This is a genomic window from Polaribacter sp. ALD11 (assembly GCF_002831685.1).
Taxonomy (GTDB): Bacteria; Bacteroidota; Bacteroidia; order Flavobacteriales; family Flavobacteriaceae; genus Polaribacter.
In genome coordinates, this window is sequence record NZ_CP025119.1 from 2521835 (window position 1) to 2534007 (window position 12173).

At 30.2% G+C, this 12173-nt stretch carries 13 protein-coding genes; 12 read left to right on the forward strand and 1 reads right to left on the reverse strand.

The features are described from left to right. Nucleotides 1–72: 72 nt before the first annotated feature. The gene (locus CW731_RS11145) at nucleotides 73–2142 is read right to left on the reverse strand and encodes a prolyl oligopeptidase family protein (RefSeq protein WP_100946798.1); all 2070 of its coding nucleotides are present in this window, start codon (nucleotides 2140–2142) and stop codon (nucleotides 73–75) included. 194 nt (nucleotides 2143–2336) lie between these two features. Here CW731_RS11145 and trxA point away from each other — a divergent pair, with 194 nt between their 5' ends. The 12 genes from trxA to atpB all read left to right on the forward strand — a co-directional run bounded on the left by trxA (nucleotide 2337) and on the right by atpB (nucleotide 12120). Further along, nucleotides 2337–2696 carry a thioredoxin gene (gene trxA, locus CW731_RS11150; RefSeq protein ID WP_100947693.1) on the forward strand — a complete coding sequence of 120 codons (360 nt, stop codon included), beginning with the start codon at nucleotides 2337–2339 and terminating at the stop codon, nucleotides 2694–2696. 189 nt (nucleotides 2697–2885) lie between these two features. Next, complete coding sequence (locus CW731_RS11155) at nucleotides 2886–3224, forward strand: PadR family transcriptional regulator (RefSeq protein WP_100946799.1); 339 nt, start codon at nucleotides 2886–2888, stop codon at nucleotides 3222–3224. A gap of 12 nt (nucleotides 3225–3236) precedes the next feature. Next, entirely contained in the window at nucleotides 3237–3893 is a 657-nt protein-coding gene (locus CW731_RS11160; protein ID WP_100946800.1) for a hypothetical protein, read from the forward strand. Between the two features lie 2 nt (nucleotides 3894–3895). Continuing rightward, nucleotides 3896–4573: a hypothetical protein gene (locus tag CW731_RS11165; protein WP_100946801.1), complete on the forward strand. Its 678-nt coding sequence runs from the start codon at nucleotides 3896–3898 to the stop codon at nucleotides 4571–4573. A 2-nt stretch (nucleotides 4574–4575) separates the two neighbouring features. Next, on the forward strand, nucleotides 4576–5283 hold the full coding sequence (locus tag CW731_RS11170) for a hypothetical protein (protein WP_100946802.1): 708 nt from the start codon (nucleotides 4576–4578) through the stop codon (nucleotides 5281–5283). Between the two features lie 52 nt (nucleotides 5284–5335). Next, entirely contained in the window at nucleotides 5336–6802 is a 1467-nt protein-coding gene (locus CW731_RS11175; protein ID WP_100946803.1) for a DUF5687 family protein, read from the forward strand. A 22-nt stretch (nucleotides 6803–6824) separates the two neighbouring features. Then, entirely contained in the window at nucleotides 6825–7520 is a 696-nt protein-coding gene (locus CW731_RS11180) for an ABC transporter ATP-binding protein (RefSeq protein ID WP_100946804.1), read from the forward strand. 171 nt (nucleotides 7521–7691) lie between these two features. After that, the gene (locus CW731_RS11185; protein ID WP_100946805.1) at nucleotides 7692–9914 is read left to right on the forward strand and encodes a lipopolysaccharide assembly protein LapB; all 2223 of its coding nucleotides are present in this window, start codon (nucleotides 7692–7694) and stop codon (nucleotides 9912–9914) included. Between the two features lie 2 nt (nucleotides 9915–9916). After that, nucleotides 9917–10342, forward strand: coding sequence for a polymer-forming cytoskeletal protein (locus CW731_RS11190; RefSeq protein ID WP_100946806.1), 426 nt, complete (start codon nucleotides 9917–9919; stop codon nucleotides 10340–10342). After that, entirely contained in the window at nucleotides 10308–10526 is a 219-nt protein-coding gene (locus CW731_RS11195; protein ID WP_100946807.1) for an AtpZ/AtpI family protein, read from the forward strand. The genes CW731_RS11190 and CW731_RS11195 overlap by 35 nt, the downstream gene beginning before the upstream one ends. Beyond that, a complete protein-coding gene (locus tag CW731_RS11200) occupies nucleotides 10519–10908 on the forward strand; it encodes a DUF6168 family protein (RefSeq protein WP_100946808.1) in 390 nt (129 codons plus the stop codon). Before CW731_RS11195 ends, CW731_RS11200 begins: the two co-directional genes overlap by 8 nt. A 78-nt stretch (nucleotides 10909–10986) precedes the next feature. Further along, a complete protein-coding gene (gene atpB, locus CW731_RS11205) occupies nucleotides 10987–12120 on the forward strand; it encodes a F0F1 ATP synthase subunit A (protein ID WP_100946809.1) in 1134 nt (377 codons plus the stop codon). Nucleotides 12121–12173 lie beyond the last annotated feature (53 nt).

Consider the following 12173-nt stretch of genomic DNA (forward strand, 5'->3'; position numbering starts at 1 on the left):
AAAAGAAACCAATCTATATATATAAAGACAGCTATAACTAGCTGTCTTTTTTAGTTCTTTAAGAAGTAGAAGCTAAGGTTTTATTTTTGGCGGATTTGGCAATTCTTGAAACCCCATATTGAATAACGTAAAACCAAAGATGTCTGCGTATTGTTCAATGGTTTTTGCAACCGGAGTTCCGGCACCATGGCCAGCATTGGTTTCAATTCTTATTAAAACAGGATTTTCTCCTGCTTGTTTTTCTTGTAATTCTGCAGCAAATTTAAAACTATGAGCAGGTACAACCCGATCATCATGATCTCCTGTAGTTATTAAAGTTGCCGGATAATTCACGTCTTTTTTTACATTATGAACTGGCGAATATCCTTTTAAATAAGCGAACATTTCTTTGTTGTCATCTGCCGTTCCGTAATCATATGCCCAACCTGCACCCGCTGTAAATGTGTGATAACGCAACATGTCTAAAACGCCAACTGCTGGTAAAGCTACTTTAGCTAACTCAGGTCTTTGCGTTATTGTTGCGCCAACTAATAAACCTCCGTTAGAGCCTCCACGAATTGCTAAAAACTCTGAAGAAGTATATTTTTCTGCAATTAAATATTCTGCAGCAGCAATAAAATCATCAAAAACATTTTGCTTTTTTAATTGCGTTCCTGCATCGTGCCATTTTTTACCAAGTTCGCCACCACCACGTAAATTAGGAACTGCATACACACCGCCTTGTTCCATCCAAATTGCATTAAAAATACTAAAAGCTGGCGTTAAACTTACATTAAAACCTCCATAACCATATAAAATAGTCGGGTTTTCCCCATTTAACTTTAACCCTTTTTTATGCGTAATAAGCATCGGGATTTTTGTACCATCCTTCGATGCATAAAAAACCTGTGTACTTGTATAGTTTTCTGAATTAAAATCGATTGCCGATTTTCTATATAAAATATAATTCCCATCTTTTGGCGAAAACTTGTAGATTGCGCCAGGTGTGTTGTAATTTGTAAAAGAAAAATAAAGTTCTTCTAACTCCGTTTTTCCCCCGAAACCACCAACTGCGCCAATTCCTGGTAAATTTACTTCTCTAATAAGGTTTCCATCAAAATCATATTGTAAAACTTTAGAAACTGCATTTACCATATAATTTGCAAAGAAATAACCAGCGCCAGTAGTAGGTTGCAATACATTTTCTGTTTCCGGAATAAAATCTACCCAATTATCTTGCGTCGGATTTTCTGCATTAACCGTTACAATTTTCTGATTTGGTGCATTCAAATTCGTTTGTAAATACAACTTACTTCCTCTGTTATCTAACACTTGTGTGTCGCTATCTGTAGTTGTAATAATTGGTTTTAATTCGCTGTTTTCTTCAGACAAATTTTTAATAAATAACTTGTTTCCAGAAGTAGAAACAGCCGCAGAAACAATTAAATAAGTATTGTCTTCTGTTAAATAACCACCAACATATCTGTGTTTTTCAGTAGCTTTATCACCAAAAATAACGAAATCTACTTTTTGTGAAGTCCCTAATTTGTGATAATATAATTTATGATGATCTGTTTTTGCAGACAATTCACTTCCGGTAGGTTTGGTATAACTCGAGTAATAAAAACCTTCGTTTTTGTACCAAGAAATTCCAGAGAACTTTACATCAACAAGAGCATTTTCTTTTATGGTTTTGCTTTCTACATCTAAAATGATAATTTTTCGCCAATCAGAACCTCCTTCAGAAATAGAATAGGCAGCAATTTTACCGTTTTTTGAAAAACTCAATCCTCCTAAAGAAGTTGTGCCATCTTCTGAAAACGTATTCGGATCTAAAAAAACTTCTTCAGTGCCATTTTCTCCTTTTTTTCGGTAGATAACAGCCTGATTTTGTAAACCGTTATTTTTAGAAAAATAAGTATAATCTCCTTCTTTAAACGGAGACCCTTCTTTTTCATAATTCCATATTTCTGTTAACCTCTCTTTTAACTGATTTCTGTACGGAATTTTATGCAAGTAATCGAAAGTAATTTCATTCTCTTCTTTTACCCAAGTCTCTGTTTCTATGCTGCGATCATCTTCTAACCATCTATAATTATCAGTTACTTTTGTTCCAAAATAATCTTCAATTACTGGTTTTTTAGTCGTTTTTGGGTATTTCAAATTTTTATTGTTTTGTTGATTCTATGCGCATCAAAATTAAATCTTAGCAACTACATTTAAAGTGTTTTAACAATTTTTAACTTTTAGAATTTGTGAAGGCTATCAATTTGTAATATTTTGTAGTTTTTTACGACTAATTTTGAAGTGAAACAATGTATAATTATCTCAATTTTGTTGAGAAAAAAGAGTTTATTATGACAGAAAATTTAACAAAAGCAACATTTCTAGAAAAAGTATTCAATTTCGAAAAAAATAAAGAATGGAAATTTGAAGGAAAAAGACCCGTATTAATCGATTTTTATGCAGACTGGTGTGGCCCTTGTAAAGCATTGGCGCCTGTTTTAGAATTGCTTTCAGAAGAATACGAAGGTAAAATTGATATTTATAAAGTAGACACAGAAGCAGAGCAAGAATTAGCAGCAGCTTTTGCTATTAGAAGTATACCTTCTATGTTATTTTGTCCTGCAGAGGGAGAACCACAAATGGCAAATGGCGCTTTGCCAAAAGCAGAATTAGAACGCATTATTGCAGATGTTTTAAAGGTAGAAAAGTAAAATATTTAGTGTCATTGCGAGAAGTTTCTGTTGAAAACAGAAAACGACGAAGCAATCTGTTTTTGGAAAAGCAAAAACTTTTTAAAATATAGCAATCCTGAAAATTTAATGTTTTCAGGATTTTTTTTATTCAAAAAAAAGTATACATAAGAATTCTATGTATAAGAAAATTATGTATATATTTACAACATGGGAAATCAGAAATTATTCAAAGGTTCTTTACAAACCATCATTTTAAAGTTATTAGCAAGTAACGATAAGATGTACGGGTATGAAATTACGCAAAAAGTAAAAGAACTCACCAAAGGCGAATTGCAAATTACAGAAGGTGCTTTGTATCCTGCTTTACATAAGTTAGAAGCAGATGGTTTGTTAGATGTTGAGGTTGCTAAAGTGGGAAACCGTCTCCGAAAATATTATAAATTAACCGAAAGTGGTACCAAAGAAACGGCGAATAAGTTAGAAGAAATGCAAGAGTTTTTAAGAACGATGCAGCATTTGGTGAATCCTAAATTTAGTTTGGATTAAATAATAGAAACTATGGAATTAACGAAAGAACAATTACAAAGAGTAGCACATTATTTAAACGTAAAAGATATTACTTACATAGATTTACGAATGGAAGTTTTTGATCATATTGTTTCTGATATTGAAGCAAAAATAGTGGCTGAAAATTTAGATTTTGAGACTGTTTTTATTGATGTTAAACACAAATGGAATAAACACTTTAGAGATTCATCTAGTCTATATTTTGGAATTATGTATTCTGCACCAAAAATTGTAATAGATAAAGCTAAGAATTCTTCTAAGAAGATGTTTTTTATAGGTACGTTTTTTATAACTTTTTTTCCCATATTAATTGATATACTTCATTTGCCTTTTTCTGGAACTTCTCAAAATATTATGAATTTTTTGTTTAAATACATTTCTGTTTTATGTTTATTATTTCTAGTTTTTATTTTTTATCAAAATTTTAAAATAAAAGAGAAGTCAACGTATAGCTTTGTTTTAAAAACACAATTTCCGAATTTATTTTTTGGTTTTATTCCTATTTTTATTCCTTCTTATTTTACAAATGAAAATGTCTTAGATTATTTTTACTTAATGCTGTTATTCGTTTTGATTTTATCCACTGTTGCGAGTTCTATTTTCTTTAGAAAACACATAGAGACAATTAGAGAATATAAAGTTGCATAAGTATGGAATTAATAAAAGAACAACTCTTACAAATAGACAATTACATTTTTGTTTGTGGCATTAAATTCTATGAGGTTAGAACAGAGATTGTAGATCATTTTGCCAATATTTTAGAGCAAAAGTTAGATGAAAATCCGGATTTAGATTTTAAAAGAGAAATAGTAAATATTCATAGAAATTTTAGCGACCGAGGATTTCGTAAATTATTAAAAGAGAAAACAAAATCGGTACAAAAAATATTTTATAAACAATCTTTCAAACATTTTATTACATTTTTTAAATTGCCTAAAATTATTATTTTAGGTGCCTTATTTTACATGTTGTTTTTAATGATGAATATGTTTGAGGATAAGAAAGATTTCTTCTTTCTAATATATGGTTTTGCCCTTTTACTTGTTGTTAGAATTTTTTATCAAAATTGGAACGATGAAAGACAGAAAAATGAACGTTTTTTAGTTTTAAATAAAACGAACATTTTTTTACAAATTGTAAACTTCGTTTTTATATCATTTAATTCTATTAGTAATTTTAGAAGTGAAGAAAGTTTTTTAGCGCCAACACATAACAATATTCAGTTAGTGATTTTTGTGGTTTTATTCTTGCTTTATTGGTCTGGTGAATATGTTTTTAATGAAAATAAAAAAGAAATTCAGAAACAGTATCCAAATATTTTGGTGTAATTATGAAACTAACAAATACCCACATAGAAAATCTCTACAAATTCACAAGAAAACATTATGTATATTACTATGATGTACAAAGTGAATTGGTAGATCATTTGGCAAATGATATTGAAGAAATTTCAGAAGAATTTCCTAAATTAACATTTGAAGACGCAAGAGATAAGTCTTTTAAAAAATTCGGTGTTTTTGGTTTTATGGATGTTGTTGAAGCCAAACAAAAACAAATGAACAAACGTTACAGTAAAATTCTCTGGCGTTTTTTTAAAGAATGGTTTACGTTGCCAAAAATTATTATTACCCTAAGTTTATTTTTATCACTTTTCTTAATTTTAAAAATAGAATATTCAGAATATATTTTATTAGGTTTCTTATTTATTTTGGTTGTTATCGATTTAACTAAACAAACCATTTCTAGAAGAAAGGATAAAAAGAAAGCAAAAAAACAAGAGAAAATCTTTTTACTAGAATCTATGATTGGTAGTGCTAGAAATGGTTTTTCTGGCCTTATGTTTGTCAATATTTTTAATACGATGAACGCCTTTAAAGTTTCTTTCAGTTCAATGGAAAACCACTGGTTAGCACTCGTCGCGTTTTCTTCTACTTTAGTAATCATTCTCTTTTATGTAACAGGTTATTTAATTCCTCAAAAGGCAGAAGAATTGTTAATTGAAACCTATCCAGAATATAAACTTGCAAAAAGTTTGTAACAAATTGTGGTTTTAAACTACTTATTACCAATCAAACTAATTTATTAAACTTATGACTTTACGCTTTTTAAAATTAGAATGGAAGCAATTTTTTCGTTCTGCATCTTTTGGAAAAGGCATTGCTATAAAAATAATTATGGGCTTTTTAGCACTTTATTTTATAGTTTCCTTTTTAGCAGTTGGTGTTGGTGGCTATTATCTTTTAAAGAAAGAATTTCCAGAAACAGACCCGTTACAACTTGTAAATTCTTATTTATTATATGCAGTTTTAGGAGATTTAATTTTTAGATATTTAATGCAGAAGTTACCAATAATAAATATTAAACCATTATTAATACTACCAATTAAGAGAAGTAAGCTCGTACATTATGTATTGACAAAATCTTCATTTTCTTTCTTTAATATTTTAGGATTATTTTTCTACATTCCTTTTGCAATTGTTTTAATTAAAGAAGGTTGCAACGTAGCAGGTGTTTTAGGTTGGTTATTTGCTGTTATTTTGATGATTCAATCTGTAAATTTCTTGAACTTTTTAATCAATAAAAACAATATTGCTTTAGGTGCAATTGTGGTTATTTTAGTTTCGTTAATTGGTTTGCAAAAGCTTGGTATTTATGATGTAACTGCATTTGGTGGGCAAGTCTTTGACGCTGTATATGCAAATCCTATGTTTTCTTTAATTGGCGTTGCCATTTTAGCAATCTTATATAATTTAAACTATAAGCAATTAAGAAGCCTTGTTTATTTAGACGAAGCCGTTTCTCAAAAAGTAGAAGAAGCAACTTCGGCAGATTTATCTTTTGCCGATAAATTAGGAGACGTAGCGCCGTTTATAAAAAATGATATGCGTTTAATTTGGAGAAATAAAAGAACAAAAACAGTTTTTTTAATGTCGTTTTTATTTCTTTTTTATGGCTTAGTATTCTTTACGCAGAAATCTCTAAGTGAAGTGCCAGCAATGTTAATGTTTGCATCCTTATTTATTACCGGTGGTTTTGCGTTAAATTATGGTCAGTTTATTCCTGCCTGGGACAGCGCGCACTATAAGATGTTAATGAGTCAGAGTTTTAAATACAGAAAATTCTTAGAATCTAAATGGATTTTAATGGTGGTGATGACTTCCTTTTTATATTTATTAAGTTTCCCTTATTTATATTTCGGATTAGATATTTTCTTAATGATTACTGCTGGCGCAATATTTAACATCGGCTTTAATTCACTTTTCTTATTATACGCAGGTTCGTTCAACAGAAAAAGAATCGACTTAAATAAAAGTGGATTTGGAAATACACAAGGTACAAGTGCCACACAATTTTTGATTATTATTCCTTTAATGCTCTTGCCAATGTTACTTTTTTGGGTTTTCGACAAGTTTGTTGGTGGAAATTCTGGGTATATTGTTGTTGCAGCAATTGGTGTTATCGGCTTGCTTTGTAAAAAATATGCACTCAATTTTATAGAAAGAAAGTATATAGAAAATAAATATGTTATGATTAACGCTTTTGGAAAAGAAGCATAGTTTCAACTTAAAAGAAAATACAATGATTACAATAGATACAATTTCAAAAAAATACGGAAAAGCAGAAGTTTTAAATGTAGAAAAAGTAGACATACCAACAGGACAAAGTTTTGGTTTGGTAGGAAACAACGGTGCAGGAAAAACAACATTATTCAACATACTTTTAGATTTAATTAGACCAACAACAGGCTCGGTTACGAACAACAATATTGTAGTTAGTAAAAGTGAAGATTGGAAAAATTTTACAGGTTCTTTTATCGATGAATCTTTTCTAATTACTTATTTAACACCAGAAGAATATTTCGATTTTATTGGTGATTTAAGAGGAATGAACAAAGCAGATGTTGCTAGTTTTATTGCTCAGTTTGAAGATTTCTTTAACGGAGAAATTATTGGGAAGAAGAAATATTTAAGAGATTTAAGTAAAGGAAATCAGAAAAAAGCAGGAATTGTGGCTGCAATGATGGGAAATCCGAAAGTTGTAATCTTAGATGAACCTTTTGCGAATCTAGATCCAACTACACAGATTCGATTAAAACAAATGATTAAAAAACTAACAGAAAATAAAGAAGTTACTGTTTTAGTTTCTAGTCACGATTTAACACACGTAACCGAAGTATGCGAGCGTATTGTGGTTTTAGATAAAGGAACTGTGGTAAAAGACATTAAAACATCCGAAGAAACGCTAAAAGAATTAGAAAGTTATTTTGCTTTGTAGTTAAATATTACTCGTTCCTCGCAATGACTAACGGGTTGATTTAAAATAAAAAGAGATAAAAAACACAATTATCACTCACATTTCTCTCTATTCTTATTTTATTGCTATTTTTACACTCTTACTTATACTATTTTCATAAGAAATTAGTTTTAGATAAGAGTTTTTTAATTTATGAAACACATCAAAAAAATACTTCTTTTTACGGTTCTTTTCGGAACAATATATGCCTGTAGCACAAAAAAAGATACTGTTATCAGTAGAAACTACCATGCATTAACTTCACATTTTAATATTTTATTCAATGGTGAAGAAGCTTTTAAAAAAGGAATAGAAGAGATTAATCAAGGTTATAAAGATGATTGGTTTTTGCAATTACCTATAGAACCAATTGTGTTTGATGATCGTAAAATTGCTGCACCAACCTTTAAAAACAATGCTCCGGGAGCAGGTTTTGGTGAAAAAGAAGAAATTACAGAAACCCAAGCATCTGGTCCTTTTGAGAAAGCAGAAGAAAAAGCAGTAAAGGCAATTCAGAGGCATGGTATGAATATAAATGGTTTAGAAAGAAACCGTCAAATAGATGATGCTTATTTGTTGTTAGGAAAAGCACGTTATTATTCACAACGTTTTATTCCTGCGGTAGAAGCTTTTAATTATGTTATAGCAAATTACCCCGATGCAAACTTAATTGCTGAAACAAAAATTTGGCGTGCAAAAGCCAACATTAGAATGAATAATGAAGAGTTTGCTATCGAAACCATGAAGCTTTTATTGGTGGTAACAGATACTTTAGAGGTAGACTTGGCAGACGAAATTAAAGAACAAGCAAATACTGCTTTGGCTATGGCTTATGTACAGACAGATAGTTTGCAAAAAGCAAAAAAACATTTAACACTAGCTATTAGAACTCAAAAAAACAAGGAGCAAGCCGCAAGAAATATGTTTGTTTTAGGGCAGCTGTATGCAAACGAAAATAAAAAAGATTCTGCTGCTGTGGTATTTAATAGATTAACAGCATTTAGAAAAGCACCTTACAAATACAAAATTCATGCAAATATAGAACTCGCAAAAAATGCTTCTAATGATTCACTTTCATCAAGTATTTTAACAAGGTTAGAAAAGTTAATTAAAGACAGAGATAATAGACCTTATCTAGATCAATTATATTACCAAGTTGGTGTTTTGCATGAAAAGAACGATAGCATTTCTTTAGCGTTAGATTATTTCAATAGGTCTTTACGAGCTAAAAATGGAGAAGACAAGCAAAAGAGTTTTACTTATGAGAATTTAGGAGATATTTATTTTAAGAACTCAGAATACCAATATGCAAGCAGTTACTATGACAGTGTTTTAGAGGTTTCTAAAGATAGTTTAGACCTACGTATTAGACGCGTAAAAAGAAAACATAAAAACTTAGCTTCTCTAATTAAATTTGAAGAGGTAGTTGCAGTAAATGATAGTATTATTAGAATAGCATCATTGTCTAAAACAGCACAAGCATCGTTTTTTCAGAATTACATAGAAAACTTAAAAAAGAAAGATGAAGAAGCTGCTCAGTTACGATTGAATCAGATCGCTTTTGGTGGTACAAACAATTCTTTACAATCTGTAAATAAAGGGAAATGGTATTTTTATAATACACAAACATTGGGTTTTGGTAAAACGGAGTTTCAAAAAACATGGGGAACTAGAAAGTTAGAAGACAATTGGCGTTGGTCTGCAAGCGTAACTTTTAGTGGCACAAATAAAGATTCTGTGGCAACTATTGTAAAAGATACGAGGTATGATTTGGCTAGTTATTTAGAAACTATTCCAACAGAAAAGCAAAAAATAGACACTTTAAAGATAGATAGAAATCAGGCTTTGTATGAGTTAGGTTTAATTTATAAAGAGCAGTTTAAGAATCCTAAATTGGCAATTGAAAGGCTAGAAAGAGTATCAACATTAAACCCAAGAAAAGAATTGGTGCTTCCAATTAACTGGCATTTATACCAAGTTTATAAAAATTTAAGCGAAAATGAAAAGGCGAACCTTTATAAAAATATAATTCTTACCGAGCACTCAAATACTGTTTTTGCTCAGCTTATTAAAAATCCTGAGAAAAAGTTTGAAGAAGATGTAACCGTGAATGAGGTAGAACAATCTTATAAGAAAATATATTATTTATATAAAAAAGGCGAGTACAAAAAAGTACTGGTAAGTGTAAACGAGGTACTGCCAACAATTACCAACTCTAAATTAAAACCGAAATTCGAGCTTTTAAAGGCATATGCTATAGGTAAATATTTAGATAGAAAAATTTATAAAAAAGCATTAGAGTTTGTTGCTATTAACTATGGAAACACAGAAGAAGGAAAGAAAGCAAAAGAAATTTTAAAAAAATTAAACAAATAATTATGTTTAACAGTAAAGATAAAAAACAGGAAAAGCAAAAAGGAAAACCTAGAACTATGGAAAGAAATGTAATTGCAAAAAACTCAACATTTGTAGGGGATATAATTTCAGATGGAGACTTTAGAATAGATGGTGTTTTAGAAGGGACATTAAAAACAAAGGGTAGAGTTATTATTGGGGCAGAGGGGTTAATTAAGGGTACTGTAGAGGCTACAAATGCTGATGTAGAGGGTGAGTTTTCTGGTCAGCTTTCTGTTGCAAACACATTAACAATAAAGGCGACTGCAAATATATCTGGAGACGTAATTATTGGTAAGTTATCTATAGAGCCGGGAGCAACATTTAATGCAACCTGCGTAATGAAAGGTGCTTTAAAAGAATTAAATAAAGCAAATGAAACAAAAAAACACGCAGAAAAAACCGCTTAATAAAGCCATTCAACTTTCTGGAGCAGGGTTGCAAATGGGTTTAACTATTTATTTAGGCTTTCTTTTAGGAGAATGGTTAGATAAAAAATTTACAACTACTTTTTTAACGGCAACAATTACATTAATTGCCGTTTTTATAGCAACGTACGCACTTATTAAACAAGCAAATAAAATAAATGATTAAAAGGGTTTTAAGTATACTTTTAGTTTTTATTACTTTATACTTTATTGGTATGTATATGCATACTGAAATTTTAGAAAATAAAGGAATAACGGTTCCTTTTTCCATAAAGAAATTGTATCAATTTCATGCAGGTTTTTCTATTCTAGTTTGTATTAACTTAGTACTCTTAAACTCTGTTAATAAGTTGCTAGAACAACTAGGTTTTATATACTTAGGAACCATGTTAATAAAAATTGTGTTGTTTTCTGCAACCTTTTACCAAGCTATAATTAAAGGGGAAAACCTAATAATGGCGGCAAAATTATCACTATTAGTACCCACGTTTATTTTTTTATTAACAGAAGTGTTTTTTGTTGTAAAAATATTGAACAGAAAGCATTAAATTTTATTTTTAAAAAAAAGTTTGTACTTTTGAATTATTGCGTACCTTTGCGGCGAATTTAGAAAGCGTATTTTTACAATGAAGATTGCACAAAAAACAATCAAGTTTCTTACAATAGCAGTAATAGCGGTTATTACAAGTACAACTTTTGCATCAGAAGCAGACAAAAAAGACCATCCCCAAAAAGATGGTGGAGAGGTAAATACTCAAGCAGAAGTAAAAGCTTACATTAAACACCACCTTAAAGATTCTCACGACTTTACGTTTTTCTCGTATTCGACAGATTCAGGAGAAAGAAAGCATTTTGGTTTTTCTTTACCAGTAATTTTATGGTCAAGTGAAGGTTTGGTTGCTTTTATGTCATCAGAATTTCATCATAATGATGATGGTCATGTCGTTGTAGAGAAGAAAGGATTAAAATTCGCGAAGATTCATAGCCAGATTTATGAAATAGATAAAGGAGCTACAGTTGTTTCTTTTGACGAAGCACATCACGCAACAAATGCACATAAAACTTTAGATTTTTCAATTACAAAAAGTGTTGTAGGTATTTTATTTGCAGGTCTTTTAATGTTTTTAGGATTCTCTAGATTAGCAAAACAATATAAAACAAGAGAAGTGCCAAAAGGTTTCGGACGTGTTTTAGAGCCTTTAGTAATTTATGTTAGAGACGAAATAGCAAGACCAAATATTGGCGAAAAGAAATATAAAAAGTTCATGAGCTTTTTATTAACCGTGTTTTTCTTTATTTGGATTCTAAACTTATTAGGTTTAACTCCATTAGGTTTTAATGTAACAGGGCAAATTGCAGTAACAGTTTGTTTGGCATTATTTACGATGGTAATTTACTTAACAAACGGTAGTAGAGATTTCTGGGCACATACATTATGGATGCCAGGTGTACCTTATGTTTTAAGACCAATATTAGCAGTAATAGAATTGGCAGGTTTTGTTTTAATTAAACCATTTTCATTACTAGTACGTTTATTTGCAAACATTACAGCAGGTCACTTTGTTGTTATGAGTTTAATTGCATTAATGGTTACCATGAAAGAAGCATTCGGGCCCGTAGCGTCTACAGGAATGTCTTTAGCATTGGCATTGTTTATCATGGTAATTGAAATTTTAGTAGCCTTTTTACAAGCATTTATTTTTACGATGTTATCATCGTTATTTATTGGTATGGCTGTTGAAGAACATGAGCATCATTAAAAGCTCGAAAATAAATCGAGTATAGAAGAGAATTAGAATTTGTTTAATTAATA